General features: G+C 40.6%; 14 protein-coding genes. 5 read left to right on the top strand and 9 right to left on the bottom strand.

The window, feature by feature from the left end; translation table 11 throughout:
• Positions 1-167: 167 nt before the first annotated feature.
• The 3 genes from BMW30_RS06580 to BMW30_RS06570 are packed head-to-tail and all read right to left on the bottom strand — an operon-like array spanning position 168 to position 2,950.
• On the bottom strand, positions 168-950 hold the full coding sequence (locus BMW30_RS06580; RefSeq protein WP_091475064.1) for a hypothetical protein: 783 nt from the start codon (positions 948-950) through the stop codon (positions 168-170).
• The gene (locus BMW30_RS06575; protein WP_091475062.1) at positions 947-2,452 is read right to left on the bottom strand and encodes a hypothetical protein; all 1,506 of its coding nucleotides are present in this window, start codon (positions 2,450-2,452) and stop codon (positions 947-949) included. Before BMW30_RS06575 ends, BMW30_RS06580 begins: the two co-directional genes overlap by 4 nt.
• A gap of 18 nt (positions 2,453-2,470) precedes the next feature.
• Positions 2,471-2,950, bottom strand: a complete 480-nt coding sequence (locus BMW30_RS06570) for a competence protein ComK (protein WP_180366244.1) — start codon at positions 2,948-2,950, stop codon at positions 2,471-2,473.
• A 208-nt stretch (positions 2,951-3,158) separates the two neighbouring features.
• Between BMW30_RS06570 and BMW30_RS06565 the strand changes: the two genes are divergently transcribed.
• Both BMW30_RS06565 and BMW30_RS06560 read left to right on the top strand, forming a co-directional pair.
• Positions 3,159-3,614, top strand: coding sequence for a sigma-70 family RNA polymerase sigma factor (locus tag BMW30_RS06565; protein WP_180366243.1), 456 nt, complete (start codon positions 3,159-3,161; stop codon positions 3,612-3,614).
• Positions 3,615-3,714: 100 nt separating this feature from the next.
• Complete coding sequence (locus tag BMW30_RS06560; protein WP_281242149.1) at positions 3,715-3,888, top strand: YkvS family protein; 174 nt, start codon at positions 3,715-3,717, stop codon at positions 3,886-3,888.
• Positions 3,889-3,972: 84 nt separating this feature from the next.
• On the opposite strand, the gene BMW30_RS06555 is transcribed toward BMW30_RS06560, so the two are convergent.
• The 6 genes from BMW30_RS06555 to BMW30_RS06530 all read right to left on the bottom strand — a co-directional run bounded on the left by BMW30_RS06555 (position 3,973) and on the right by BMW30_RS06530 (position 11,341).
• Entirely contained in the window at positions 3,973-5,076 is a 1,104-nt protein-coding gene (locus BMW30_RS06555; RefSeq protein ID WP_091475056.1) for a S1C family serine protease, read from the bottom strand.
• Between the two features lie 87 nt (positions 5,077-5,163).
• Positions 5,164-5,919 (bottom strand): TerC family protein, encoded by a 756-nt coding sequence (locus BMW30_RS06550; protein ID WP_091475054.1) that lies wholly within the window; start codon positions 5,917-5,919, stop codon positions 5,164-5,166.
• A 253-nt stretch (positions 5,920-6,172) separates the two neighbouring features.
• Positions 6,173-7,732, bottom strand: a complete 1,560-nt coding sequence (locus BMW30_RS06545; protein ID WP_091475053.1) for a peptide chain release factor 3 — start codon at positions 7,730-7,732, stop codon at positions 6,173-6,175.
• A 49-nt stretch (positions 7,733-7,781) separates the two neighbouring features.
• Positions 7,782-9,260, bottom strand: a complete 1,479-nt coding sequence (locus BMW30_RS06540; protein WP_091475051.1) for a UDP-N-acetylmuramoyl-L-alanyl-D-glutamate--2,6-diaminopimelate ligase — start codon at positions 9,258-9,260, stop codon at positions 7,782-7,784.
• Between the two features lie 68 nt (positions 9,261-9,328).
• Positions 9,329-10,216: a UTP--glucose-1-phosphate uridylyltransferase GalU gene (gene galU / locus BMW30_RS06535; protein WP_091475050.1), complete on the bottom strand. Its 888-nt coding sequence runs from the start codon at positions 10,214-10,216 to the stop codon at positions 9,329-9,331.
• Between the two features lie 42 nt (positions 10,217-10,258).
• Positions 10,259-11,341 (bottom strand): AI-2E family transporter, encoded by a 1,083-nt coding sequence (locus BMW30_RS06530; RefSeq protein WP_091475048.1) that lies wholly within the window; start codon positions 11,339-11,341, stop codon positions 10,259-10,261.
• A 162-nt stretch (positions 11,342-11,503) separates the two neighbouring features.
• On the opposite strand from BMW30_RS06530, the gene glnA reads away from it, so the two are divergent.
• The 3 genes from glnA to BMW30_RS06515 all read left to right on the top strand — a co-directional run bounded on the left by glnA (position 11,504) and on the right by BMW30_RS06515 (position 14,273).
• Positions 11,504-12,838: a type I glutamate--ammonia ligase gene (glnA, locus tag BMW30_RS06525; protein WP_091475046.1), complete on the top strand. Its 1,335-nt coding sequence runs from the start codon at positions 11,504-11,506 to the stop codon at positions 12,836-12,838.
• A 90-nt stretch (positions 12,839-12,928) separates the two neighbouring features.
• On the top strand, positions 12,929-13,663 hold the full coding sequence (locus tag BMW30_RS06520) for an alpha/beta hydrolase (protein ID WP_245705644.1): 735 nt from the start codon (positions 12,929-12,931) through the stop codon (positions 13,661-13,663).
• Between the two features lie 97 nt (positions 13,664-13,760).
• Positions 13,761-14,273: a 2'-5' RNA ligase family protein gene (locus BMW30_RS06515; protein WP_091475045.1), complete on the top strand. Its 513-nt coding sequence runs from the start codon at positions 13,761-13,763 to the stop codon at positions 14,271-14,273.
• Positions 14,274-15,046: the final 773 nt, after the last annotated feature.

Genomic DNA, 15,046 nt, shown 5'->3' with positions numbered 1-15,046 from the left:
TGCGTTCCAATGAAGCTTGCTCACTGACACGCAGATTGATTTGCGTTCCAATGAGGCTTGCTCACTGACGCGCAAACGGATTTGCATTTCAATGAAACTTACTCACAGTCACGAAAATCGATTTAAACACGTCTACGAGCGGAAAAACACGAACTAACAGCCACTACTTACTTCTTCCCAGCCGCTGAGATCTTAACGAGTTGGGCTTGCTTAACAAATCCGATTGTTGGCTTGCCCTTTTGGAAGACGTATGTCGGAAAGTCTTCGTCTGAACGATTGATTTCTGTATTGTGCTGGTCAAAGTGCTTGATCACTTGTGTCACCTTATCTAAAATATCTGTCATCCAGTCGATCTCTGCCTGAGTTAACGTCCCCACTTCCAAAACTGGGTTTTTACGCTCCTTCACTGGGAACGAAATACTGCGGATAAACGCCATCTCTGACATGCTTAATTCGTCACGTGTTTTAAAATGGACGACTGCGCGTGCTGGCACTTTTTTCTCACCATCATTCAATGCATCAAATGATTTTTTGAAATCAAATAACTCTACATCATTCTTGTTGTGTCGCACCAAGTATGTCGATTTGTCCATCTGCACGAAAAATGTTGTGCCAAATTTCACATTACCATTGTCGACTAACTCACGGTAGAGCTGTATCGTTGGTAAAAATATTTGGTAGTTTAATTTCGATGCGATATTCTCAACTTTTTGACCGCCGCGTTTTTTCGTCAACGTCAATTCGATGCCATTTGCTGCGACTATTAATTGTCCTGAACGGTCAAACAAGCTATTTAAAGCTTCGTCTTGTGGAAATGCTTCTGAGAATTCTGCGGCAACATGCCCTTCTCTGACAAGTTCTTTCACCAATTCATCTAATGTAATTGAATCTGGGACGTCGATGTAAACGATTGATAAATCGCCGGTTTTTATCTTCACTTTTAAATTCATGATTCTGACTCCTCTAATGCTAATATATTTTCTAACATTTCCAGCCGCATCAACACGAGTTCTTCACGCTCGTACAGTGAATGGACTTTGATATCTTTCAGCTGTACCGGATTTACTGGTGCTGGACGGATGATAAACTGCACGAATGTCACAGCAAAGTCTTCCTTCACATTTGTCGCTTGATACGGTATGTAAAAATCGGAAAAGTTAGTGTTATAAAATGCCTCGCGCTGAGGCATCGGCTTGTTAGTATTATCATACCAATTCTCATCGTAATGTGTCCAAAATCGCTCCATATATTCACTTAACATTGCATCATCTTTAATACAAGACATATCAGTCGACGCACATGTAAAGTCTGAAATTGGTAACGAGTACACATGGGCGAATTCATGTATTAATGTTCGGTAGAGCTGTGAGCGATTATTTGTATCACGTATATCGACTGCGAGGAGCGTATCGGTCGGACTGATTGAAACGTAGGCTACCCGGCTCCCTTCCCCATCTGAGAATAGTCTGAATCGATCAACCGCACCATCATAAGCTGCAGGTACGATTGCATCATACATCTCCCAAATCGATAAAAATCTTTCTTCATCACCAAATGGCAAGTCATTGTGATGTACGGCATCAACGGGTTGGCCGTCTACAATATCGTATGTAATAAAGTTCGTATTCGTACGATTTTCATGAAATACATAGGGATCTGCAAGCAAGTTGATATGGTCTTCAATTTCATCAATTAAATCATCTCCATATTGCGCACATGTTTCTACAGTGTCGCAGTTCGGATGGTCGATTGATTGATTCCAATTCACATGCGTCGGATACTCCCCGCGTTCACTAAAATAATTGAGCAATGCCATCGTCGACAGAAATAAGATAAGTACGAGAACACCTGTGATGAACAGTCGTGGTACGACATAAATCGATTTGATTTTATTGATTATAATCTCTGTTTGAGACAGCGGCTCTACCACAGTCTCACCGATGTAACCACTCGCTTCAAGCACATCTCTAATATCTTGTTCTGCTAATTCATATGACCCTTCAGTTAATTCAATCACTTCGCGCGACTGTGTTTCACTAACTTCAAATTCTCCACGAGTGAAGACGATACTCGGAATACCGCTGTTCTGTGCTTTTGCTAAAATTTGTTTTACACTCATTTCATCGATATCTGTCGATACAATAACACATGAATATCCTCTAATATTTTTCCGAAGCCTATTGAGTGAATAGGCATTGCTACCGGGATTCATGACATACGCATCCATTTCACCGTAATCCATTGAAACCGATGATGCATCCATATAGTTGACACCCAATGTGTCGAGTCGCTGTTTAATTCGACGTGTCAAAGCTTGTTCATTTGATGAAAATTGTGTCACATAATCTATTTTTGCATTTGAATATGTGCCTAAAATTTTTGCAATTGTATAGCCACCATCGATTGTTTTACGCTGCGACTTATAAATGCCGCCCACGACGAGTATGCGCATGTCTTTCACCCCTTTCTTTCATTCTATTGTATAGGATATATTCAGATGTTTGAATTTTTTAAAATAATCCAACACTTCTAAAGCACGTCGGTATTGATTTTCACACACTCTAGTATCAATATGTGTGTGCATCGTATCACCTGTACGAAATGTTATCATCGTACCACTTTCTGTTGGGATAAACTTCATGACATGTCTGAGGTTTAGCCAAATAGCGTTGTTGTACTTACATGAATGGAGGGGAAACATAACAAAATCATGTGTGTCATCAATGATGATTGGCACGAGTCTTTTAATATTATGTGCGCGTTTAACATTTAATTTTCTCGATGCAATGGAGGCACCAAAACACTCAATTAATACGTGATCAATGTGATGTTCAGCAGCAGTTTTCATTGGTAACGTTCGACCTTTTGCAAACACGACATGGCAGAGAAACTCGGGGTGGGAAATGGGCTCGATATAGAGCACGTTGTGATTGAGTGCAGCCTTCGTCAATGGGTTTACCTCACAAAGTATAAGTGCTTCTATTATATAATAAAGTAAAGTTATTTAACAATATGCGTTTTATAATTTAACATTTGTTAACATAAGTTAGTATTATTACCTGATTTGATTAGTTATCCGTCTGAATATTGTCCTCACGTATTTTATCATTTGCTTATCCGGAAATGATAGCGTCGACGAGAAGGACAACGTAATGGTGATGAGTGATCGTGTGATGCAGTATGAACGCATGGTGTACAGTTGGATTCATAAGCTTGGAATAAGCGTAGACATGGATGATTTTGCACAGATTGGAAGGCTCGCTGTTTATGAAGGACTAAAGAAGAGCGATGTAGATGATAAACTCGTCGAAGCGAGTTTAATTTATGGTTTGATTCGCAATCGTCTCATTGATGAAATCAGGCGTCGCGGAAAGTTAAAGCTTGAAGTAACTGGTGACGAATCGATGCTAGATGGTGTCGATGATACGAGCAATGACGTCTCTTTGTGGCTACACGATGCCAAATTGATTTTGAACGATGTAGAATACCGATGTGTTCAGATGATGCTGCGCGGCTACACACAACAAGAAATTGGGCAGCGGATTGGCAAAAGTCGTTCGACGGTGAAGTTTTATCAGCAAAATATTCGTAAGAAATTGAGTCATCTGAGATAACGTGTTTACCCTCAACAGTGGAAAATGTAATCGTTTTGTAGTATAATACCTACATTGTGAAGACATTGGGGGTTATAACGTGGCTGAAGAGGAACAGGAGATTCTTGTAAAAGTTGGAGATATTGTTGCATTTAGAGACATGATTGGAAAAGTCGAAAAAGTAAATGATAACTCTGTTATTGTGGACTTAACGATCAATGAAAATTTCAACGAACATGAAATGTTTGAAAAAACAGTAGTAAACCACAAAAATTATGAAATCATAGAAGATTAATTGGAGCACCTCACATTCATTTGTGAGGTGCTTTTTTAATAAAAAATGCTCCTCCTTCATAGGAGAAGCATTTTTACATTTCAATTACTCTAATGTCATCTCGACAGTCATCAATTCACCATTACGATAAAATTCGACTTCCATCGTGTCGCCAACTGATTTTTCATAATACAAGTACTGACGTAATTCCATCAGTGACTCTACTGGTTCGCCATCAAGCGCGACGATTACGTCGTAGCCTGCAAGTCCTGCTTGATCGGCTGGTGAGCCGGGTTCAACTTGCGATACAATGACTCCACTGTATACATCTTCTGGTAAGTTCAATTCATTAACGAGTGTCATCTGTGGATATTGACGCACGTCTTGCATGTAAACACCCATGTATGGACGGATGACTTCACCGTGTTCTTCGAGCTGCTCCGCGATTTTCTCTACTTCATTTGAAGGAATTGCAAAGCCCATCCCTTCGACGTTAGAAATGCTGATTTTCATCGAGTTAATTCCGATGAGTTCACCATTTTCATTGATGAGTGCTCCCCCTGAGTTACCTGGGTTAATTGCAGCATCTGTTTGAATAACGTTCGCTTCCCAGTCCGGTGTGCCGTAGCCAGATAAGTTCACAGGTACCGTACGGTCTAACCCTGAAACTATCCCTTTAGCAACTGAACCTGAGAATACTTCACCAAGTGGTGAACCGATTGCAATTGCTGTTTCACCAACGACAAGATCGTCACTGTTGGCAAACTCGATATAACCATCGAAATTACCTGCTTCAACGCGCAATACTGCTAAGTCTGTCCAAATGTCTGAACCTAATACTTCTGCATCATACGTGTCTCCAGCTTCAGATGTCACAGTCACTTCTTGTGCACCTTCAATGACGTGATGGTTCGTTACGATATACGCGTAATCATTTTCTAATTTGTAGACGACACCACTACCTGTTCCGGCTGGTACTGGGTCGCTCGGTTCCATTTGATTTTGTGCAAATATGTTTTGCTGTGCTTGTTGTAAGTTAACAACTGATACGACATATGGCTTCGCGGACGCAATTGCTTCCATCGTCGGATTCATTTCTGTTGTTTGTGCTTGTGCTGTATCATTCGTCACAGTTGCCGATAAAAGTCCAAGTATCATGACGACAGACATTATGACATTTAGCATCATTGTTCTAAAATTTAATTCCATAATTTTCACCTTCCATTAAGTATAGGATAGTGTCATTTTATAAAGTTACTAAAATTATTACTAACAATTTACATTAAAAAACGAAAATTATTGCTCAACTTGTGACAACTTTTTGTTCTGTTTCGTGAAAATACCCCAAAGGACAACGATTACCATGACTGACCAGAATATGACTTTCCACTCAGTTGAGTGTGGGAATTCGTGTGGAATCCATCCGATATCTTCGTGTGCCATCGTTAATACGAGTAGTTTTACCCCGACCCATGCGACGATTATAAATGCTGCCATCTCAAGACCTGGTTTCTTATTCAGTACTTCGACAAAGAAACGTGCAAAGAATCTCATAATAATTACACCGATTAAACCACCGATAAACATCACCGTATACTGACCTGCGTTGACGCCGAAGAAGTCTCCACCCACTTCAGGTAATGTTAACGCGATTGCTGCTGCTGCTAAAATTGAGTCAATCGCAAATGCAATGTCTGCGATCTCTACTTTTAACACCGTCATCCAGAAACCAGATTGCTTTTTCGGTTTGACATCCTTGCCATTGTTCTTTCGCATCTGCACGAAGTGGTTGACCGAGATATAGATTAAGTATAGTCCACCAATCGCCTGTACATACCACCATTGAACGAGCCAAACGAGTAAGAATATTGCAATGAGTCTAAATACAAATGCACCGAGTAGTCCGTAGAACAATGCTTTCGCACGCTCTTTCTTGTCTAAGTGCTTAACGAGTACTGCGAGTACGACTGCATTATCTGCGGCAAGCAAACCTTCTAATGCAATTAAAACAACGAGTACCCATAGGTATTCCATTAAAATAGCTGTATCCATTGTAATCCTCCAATTCAATTGTTTGAGACAATATAAAAGAGACCCTCGCCAAATAGATCAAGATCTATAGGCGAAGGTCTCACGATACAATGTTAGTTGCTAAAATACACCGGGAATTAAAATTCCGTCATGACGATGTATTTAATAGGCGTCGCCTACTCGTTACTCCCCTTCTTGAGAGCTCTATTAAATTATCAACAAATTCATACTACATGGTTATTAGTAACTTGTAAAGTAATTTTTCTTAATTCGCCTACAATAAATTGTACAACTTGATTTCCGGATATTTCTCACTGAACCATCGCGTTGCAAACTCATTCTCAAATAAGAACACTTTATTATCATATCGATCGAGCACTAAATTCGAGCGACTCGTACTCATCGCATCTTTAATATCATCTTGATTCTCGACCCAACGTGCAATCTTCTTACCTATCGGTTCCATAATAATATCCGTATTATATTCATGCTTCATACGATGCTCAAATACTTCAAACTGCAACTGACCGACAGCACCTAAAATCGGCTGATTCGTATGCACAGTCTTGTAGTATTGAATAGCACCTTCTTGTACGAGCTGCTCAATGCCTTTATAGAAATGCTTTTGTTTCATGACGTTTTTTGCACTGACTTTCATAAACAACTCAGGTGTAAATTGTGGCAGTGCCTCGAAAGTCACTTTACCATTTTGCCCATATAGCGTATCACCGATTTGGAAGTTACCAGTATCGTACAACCCGATAATATCACCTGCATATGCCTCGTTTACGGTCTCTTTATCGTCTGCCATGAACATCGTAGCACGTGTAATTTTATGTTTTTTCGATGTGCGTGCAAGCGTCGTGTCCATGCCCCGCTCAAATTTTCCACTGACGACACGTAAAAATGCAATGCGGTCTCTATGCCTTGGATCCATATTCGCTTGGATTTTGAAAATAAAACCACGAAACGCCTCATCGGTTGGAGCGACTTTACTCTCCTCCGTTGTATTTCGCGGCATCGGTGATGGTGCAAAATCGACATACGTGTCTAAAAATTCTTCGATACCAAATGTTGAGAGCGCAGAGCCGAAAAATACTGGTGTTAAATCGCCAGTTGCAATTTTATCTGCGTCAAATTCATCACCCGCTTCTTCAACAAGCATGAATTCCTCAAGTGCATTTTGAAATGCTGAATCCGCTTCGATTGGATGCGGGGACTCAAGACTATAGTCGTCATTTAACTGAAGCAATTCATCCTCTTTAAATGGATTAATCGTCTTATCTTTGCGATTGATAATGCCAAAGAACGACGGTCCCATACCAATCGGCCACGTCATCGGATATGTTTCAATATCAAGCGTTTCCTCAATTTCTTCTAATAATTCAAACGGCTCTTTACCAACGCGGTCGAGCTTATTGATGAACGTGAAAATGGGAATGCCACGCATACGACATACTTTAAACAGCTTCAGTGTCTGTGGCTCAATGCCCTTCGCTGCATCGATGACCATGACAGCGGAGTCTACCGCCATCAATGTACGATACGTATCTTCAGAGAAATCTTCGTGTCCCGGCGTGTCTAATATATTGATTTTAAATCCATCAAAATCAAACTGCATCACCGAACTCGTCACGGAGATACCACGCTCTTGCTCAACTTTCATCCAGTCAGAGGTCGCAAATTTACCCGTCTTTTTCCCTTTTACTGTCCCGGCAGAGCGAATCGCACCACCGAACAATAATAATTTTTCAGTTAATGTTGTTTTACCAGCATCCGGGTGAGAAATGATCCCGAATGTTCTGCGTTTTTTTACTTCTTGTTCAATACTCATGCTTTATTTGTCCAATCTATTCAAAAATTTACATTCGTGATTATATCAGTTATATTTCGGTTTTTCCATACTTTTCATATGCCGATTCAAGTGCAATCAAATCATCGCGGTGCGGTGCTTTGATGTAGTTTTCCACAATTTGATATGGCTCTCGTCCCTTACATGCGAGCACAATCGTATCACCAGGATTTGACAGTTCCACCGCTTTACGAATGCCTTCTGCACGGTCGACAAACCCATAGTAGTTATCGTGCGTCGCACCTTCGACAAGCAAGTCCACAAGCATTTGTGGGTCATCGTTTGCTGGATTGTCCGGCGTGTAAATCGCGACATCCGCACGAGAAGTAATCTCTCCCATCTCACGTCCTTTTGAATAGTCACGCTCACCCGTCATGCCGACCAAGAATATTAGCTTGCCTCTTACAAACGGTTCAACCGTATCAAATATTTTAGACAGTGCATCCGGTGTGTGTGCAAAATCGATGATGATATCTACCGGTAATCTAGGATCCAGCACTTCTAGTCTGCCCTCAACCGGTGACATTTTAGGAATGGCTTGAACGATGTTTTCTAATGAGAACCCTTGTAGCCATTCGCTGATAATTGCACACATTAAGTTTTGTATATTAAATTCTCCAATGTAAGGTGACTCTACTTCAAACGCACCTTCCGGCGTATTCAATGTAAATGAAAATCCAGCAAGTGAACCGTTAATATTTGTCGGATAAAAATCTGCACGGTCACTCATGCCATACGTCACCACTTCATGCGCCGTCATATTTTCATATATATTACTCCAAGGGTCATCATCGTTTAATATCGCATATTTCTCTTTCTTAACATCCTGTCCCATTTGAGAGAACAGCAATCCTTTTGAAAACCCGTACGCATCCATCGTCTTATGAAAATCTAAGTGATCTTGCGTCAAGTTTGTGAAGATCGTAATGTCGTATTCGATACCTAACGAACGACCAATCTGTAAGGCATGGGAAGAAACCTCCATCGTGAATACATCGCTATTTGCCTCTCGAGCGTCTACTAAACGTTTATGAAGGCGCGTTGTCTCTGGTGTCGTATTCAAACTCTCCTGCCGAGTCTCATTGATTAAAAACCCGTTCGTGCCAAGGTATGCACTATTTTTACCGAGCGCACGGCTCAAGTGATGAATCATCGTCGAGACCGTCGTCTTACCGTTCGTACCAGTTACCCCAATCATGTAATAATTTTTATGTGGAAAATCATAAATATATTCCGAGAACTTTGCAGCTGCTTTTTCACTGTTACGGACGACAATTAATCCCACATGTTCTGGCGTTTCTACAAACTTGCTCGCTACGATCATGCGACATCCTGCCTCAATTGCACTGTCTATAAAATCATGACCATCGACACGTAAACCTTTTACAGCAACAAAGACAGAGTGTTCATCTACTTCACGTGAATCTTGCGTAATGTTATGCACGTTTTCTGGAAATGTACCATATGTTTCTTTGATTTTTATTAGGTTTAATAGTTCACTTACTTTCAAAATTTTCCACCTCTACATCTATTATGAAATAAAGTGGCCGCACCTAGAACTCAAGGTGGGCCAAACGATTATTCATTATATTCTGCTAATTTTTCTTTCATAAACGATAAAATTTCATCACGCATTTCATCTGAGCGCAGTGCAAATTCGATGTTTGCTTTTACAAATCCGCGCTTGTGACCGACATCAAAACGCTCGCCTTTAAAATCATAAGCATACACTTTACTACCATCGTTTTTCATCGCAAGGATCGCATCAGTCAGTTGGATTTCTCCACCTGCACCGATGATGCCTTTATCGAGTTCGTCAAAAATTTCCGGTGTGAGTACGTAGCGTCCCATGATTGCGAGTCGCGAATCCGTCTCTGTTGGATCAGGTTTTTCGAACATGTTTGAAACCGAATATAAATCATCTGATTTCTCATCAAACTCTACGATACCGTAGCGATGGACGTCTTGCTCTGCAACGGTCTGTACCCCGATGACGCTACTCTCCGTCTTTTCGTACTGTTCAATAATTTGCCCGATACACGAAGTACCATCCTTACCTTCGAGGATATCATCACCAAGCAAAATTGCACATGGATCATCACCAATAAATTGTTTGGCTGCTTGTACGGCATGTCCTAAACCTTTTGGTGACTTCTGTCTCACGTAAAAAATATTGGCTAAATTCGTTGAGTGTTCCACTGCTGTTAACTCATCATACTTGCCTTTCATCTTTAAATTTTCTTCCAATTCACGCTGATGATCAAAATGATCTTCAATAGCTCGCTTATGCTTACCAGTTACAATAATGATGTCTGTAATCCCTGCCTGTACCGCCTCTTCAACAATATATTGAATCGTCGGTTTGTCTAACACAGGCAACATTTCCTTCGGCATCGCTTTTGTTGCCGGTAAAAATCGCGTCCCTAGCCCTGCTGCTGGGATGATTGCTTTCGTCACTTTTTTCATCGGTGCGCCTCCTATAATTCCCATAACCTTATTGCTTTGGTCTTACTCAGTTTTTCTTAAGAATGCTTGCGTAAAGTCTGTGCGGTATCTCCAAATGTTAATGACAACAACTTTGATAATTGCGTATGTTGGAATTGCGATTAACATGCCGATAAAACCACCGATATTTCCGGCAGCAAGCACGACTGTAATGACTGTCAAAGGATGTAATTGCAACGATTGCCCCATAACGTTCGGTGTGATTAAGTTACTTTCAGCTTGCTGAGCAACAAGTGTAATGATTGATACCCAGACCAACATCCATGGATCTTGAATCGTTGCTAAAATAGCTGCGGGTATGAATGCCATCCACGGACCAATGAAAGGGATGATGTTCAATAACAATGCGAGCATCGCAAGCAATAGTGCATACTCTAATCCAATGATTGAGTAACCGATAAAAAGTAAAATCGCTAAGATCGTACTGACTAATAATTGCCCTTGAATAAAAGCGCGTAGCGTCTTATCGATGTCGTGCAATAATTCACTTAAAAACTGTTTGAATGTTCCGTCGAACGGTGACAATAATGCTGGCACTAAACGCTCGTGGTCCTTCATCATGAAGAAATAGAAGAATGGGATTAACACGATTGTTAATAGCACGCTGACAGTGCCTGAAAGAATAGAGAATATATTCCCAGCAAGTCCACTGAATAGAGATGTCACTTGCTCCAATCCTTGGTCAAGCATCTGTGATAGATCAAATGGTAAGTCATCCTGATACAGCAATACAATATCCAATAACTCTAAGAAATCTCGCTGTAGCCTCGGCCACATTTCGATCAAGGTACGAATCTGATCTGAAATAACCGGCACGAGCAATGTCATGAAGATTGCCACGACGATTATGATGATAATAAATACTGTTAAAATACTGACGATTCGATTTAATCCCCGCCGCTCAAAGAAGCGTTTAATCGGCTCGGTAATATAGAAAAACAGTCCACCGATTAGTATGGGTATAAATACAGTTGTAATAATTGTACCGATTGGCTGGAAGATCACGCCGACTTGCATGATCAGCCAAATGATGATCAATGTCAGAATGACAGCGATCCCAGTTTGAAACCATACTCTATGTGCCATATAATCCCTCTCTCGTTCTAGAAAAACAATATATCATTATTATATTATCACTTAACACGACTGACTACACACATTATTATATTATACCTTCGAAAAATGTTTGAAATTCCCTATTTTTGGTTAAAATATATGTATCACTGTACATTGGGAGAGATTAGTAAAATGAGTGAATATCGTAAAGAAGATATTCTTAAGATTGCAATAGAAGAAGAAGTTTCATTTTTGCGCCTACAATTCACGGATGTGCTCGGTTCAATCAAGAGTTTAGAATTGCCGGTTGAGCAGTTAGAAAAAGCGCTGGATGGTGAAATCATGTTTGATGGTTCTTCAATCGAAGGATTTGTTGAAGTTGAAGAGTCTGACATGTTCTTAAAGCCAGACTTTGCGACGTGGAAAATCTTGCCTTGGTTCGAAGGTGAAGATAAAATGGCGCGTTTAATATGTGATATTTACACGATCGATGGCGCACCGTTTGAAGGTGACCCGCGTTCAAATTTAAAACGTGTGCTTAAAGAGATGGAAGAGATGGGCTATGATCAGTTTAGTGTGGGACCTGAACCAGAATTCTTCTTGTTAAAACTCGATTCAAACAACGATGTCACTTTAAATGTCAATGATACGAGCGGATATTTCGATTTAGATGCTTCAGATACAAGCAGTGCTTGTCGACGAGAAATCGCAAAGACGCTTGCCGAAATGGGCTTTGAAATTGAAATGTTCCACCATGAAGTTGGCCCGTCACAACACGAAATCAGTTTTAAATATCAAGATGCCGTAACAGCAAGTGACTATATTCAAACATTTAAACACGTCGCACGTGTCGTCTCTAAAAAATATGGCTTGCATGTGACGTTTATGCCGAAACCATTACACAAAAAACCAGGTAGCGGCATGCACTACAACGTATCTCTCTTCAAAGATGGTGTGAATGTATTCCACAATCCAGATGATGAAGAAGGCTTGAGCGATGAGATGCGCCACTTTATGGCGGGTATTTTAGAACATGCACGTGGATTTACTGCTGTATGTAACCCACTTGTGAACTCATATAAACGATTACAATCCGGATTTGAAGCGCCGAGGTTTATCGCTTGGAGTGGTATGAACCGTACACCGTTATTAAGAATTCCAGCAACACGCGGTGCAGGCACACGTGCTGAAGTGCGTTCACTCGATCCGTCTGCGAATCCTTATTTAGCAACTGCTGTGATTTTGAAAGCAGGATTAGATGGTATAAAAAATAAAATGGACTTGATGTCACCGGTGAATGAAAATCTATATGAGATGAGTCAATCACATTTAAAATCTCGTGACATTGAAGATTTACCGACGACATTATATACAGCACTTAAGGCACTCGATGAAGACGAGGTAATGCAGGATGCACTTGGTGTGCACATTTACGAGCAGTTCAGAAAGAACAAACTCGCTGAATGGAATAGCTATAGTGCACAAATTACACCGTGGGAAATTGAAAATTACTTGAAACACTACTAAAATAGAATTAACAACATATGTCTGATGCGTCAATCTTTCTTCGGATTGACGCATTGGTATGTTTAAAATGAAGTTTAAGGAGCTATACTTATGATCGATAAAACACCAGGTAAAGTTCATGACGCTACCGTCACTTCAACTGTTTCGGGGTTAGATGAAACATTTGAGGTCCAGTACTATTTACCGAAAAATTACTCAGATTTGTATAAGCATAAAGTAATCATCACATTTGATTCACAAGATTTCTTTAAATATGGACAGATCGAGCGTCAATATGAAAAATTATATGAGGTTGGCGAAATCGAACGCTGCATTATCGTGGGGATTCCATATCCAAGCGTCGAGTGGCGCAACCGTTACTTCTCGCCTAACGGGGACAAGCATAAGCAGTTCGTACAATTTGTCGCGACGGACTTTATAAATTGGGTGGATAAGAATTTCGCAACATTGCGTACGGGTACAGCACGCTTGTTGTTCGGTGAGTCACTCGCGGGTTCAATGGCCTACAGTGTTGCGCTGCAATATCCGACGACATTCTCACAAGCAGCAGCATTCAGCCCATTTGTTGATGATGCCTTCATTGAGAAATTTGAAGCGCAGCCGATGCTTATTAATTTGAACTTATACCATACGATTGGGCTCGAAGAAGAAGACTTCACGACTATCATGGGCAATCAAGCCGATTTCCTAACGCCGAATCGTGCACTCAATGACTACTTGTCCGGCGAGGGTTGTGAATATGAATATGTCGAGATGGATGGCGGTCACATATGGAAAACGTGGAAGCCAGAAATATCGACAATATTGCAATATTACTTTGAATAGTGATGTGTAATAACAGTGTGAAAATTTTTACAGCTACCAAAGATTGTTTATATTTGCTATAATTGTATTGATTATTCACAACATAGGGGGAATACTGATGAATTTAGGGATTGTTTTATTTCCATCAAAGGAACTTCAAGATAAAGTAAACGAGTACCGTATGCGATATGATGCGCACTTCGCGTTGATCCCACCGCACATTACTATTAAAGATGAATTCGAGATCGATCCAGCAGATAAAGACAAAGTAATCGAATACGTAAAAGATGTTGCAAAAAATCATTCACCAGTTGAAGTGGTAATTAAGAAAGTATCTAGTTTTGAACCAACAAGCCACGTCATCTATTTCAAAGTGAATAAAAACGACGAAATTGTCGCATTGTACGATGCGCTTAACGATGGTGATTTCTATGGTGTGAACAAGCACCCATTCGTACCACATCTTACAATCGGACAAAAATTCTCATCTGTGCAAGAGCACGATGATGTCTACTCAACATTAAAGATGGTCGGAATCGAGCACACTGAAACAATCGACGCGCTCACTTTATGCCAGCGTGAAGACGATGGCGAGTGGAAAGTATTAGAGTCATTTAAATTAGAGAAATAATTATAATTGAATTTTGGATTTGGATGTGGATTGGCGTGGGACCCCTAATTAGGTTAGGGGTCCTTTTTGTTTGGGTGGATTTGAGATGGATTAGGTGGGATTATGGCGGGAATCGCTACTTCGCCCGACATTTTTGGCTTGAAGTAGCGATAATCTTAAAAAGTCACTATTTCGCGAGGTTATTCTATTCCGAAGTAGCGATGAATATCTCGGGCTGCCGATTCACTCTGATTTATTCGTCTGAATTAGCAGGAAATCACAATAACTGCCAATTCAACGGACTTTTCTCTCCTGAATTGGCAGGAAACTTCAAAATATGCCAATTCAGAGCATTTTTCTCTCTCGAATTGGCAAGCGTACTTAATTCCCCTACCCGAAATTTCTAATAAAGTTATGGGGTGCTACTTCACCGGCAATTTTCCGTCTGAAGTAGCAGGCAAAGATCTCACCATGCTCACTCACGATAATTTTTAAGCCCGAGTAAGCACGAAATCTCGAACTGTGCTTACTCACGATGATTTTTAAGTCCGAGTAAGCACGAAGCACAATAAATTCTATAATGTAGTACTCTATTGGGACTATGAGAGAGCTTCACGGACACGCAAATTAAAGTGGACCCCTTGTCAAGGACACGCAGATGGATTTGCGTTCCAATGAGAGTAGCTCACTGACACGCAGATTGATTTGCATTCCAATGAGAGTAGCTCACGGACACGCAAATTGATTTGCGTTCCAATGAAACTTGCTCACTGACACGCAGATTGATTTGCGTT

This window comes from Aliicoccus persicus (genome assembly GCF_900110815.1).
Lineage (GTDB): Bacteria > Bacillota > Bacilli > Staphylococcales > Salinicoccaceae > Aliicoccus > Aliicoccus persicus.
This window is presented reverse-complemented; position numbering and strand designations above follow the sequence as displayed.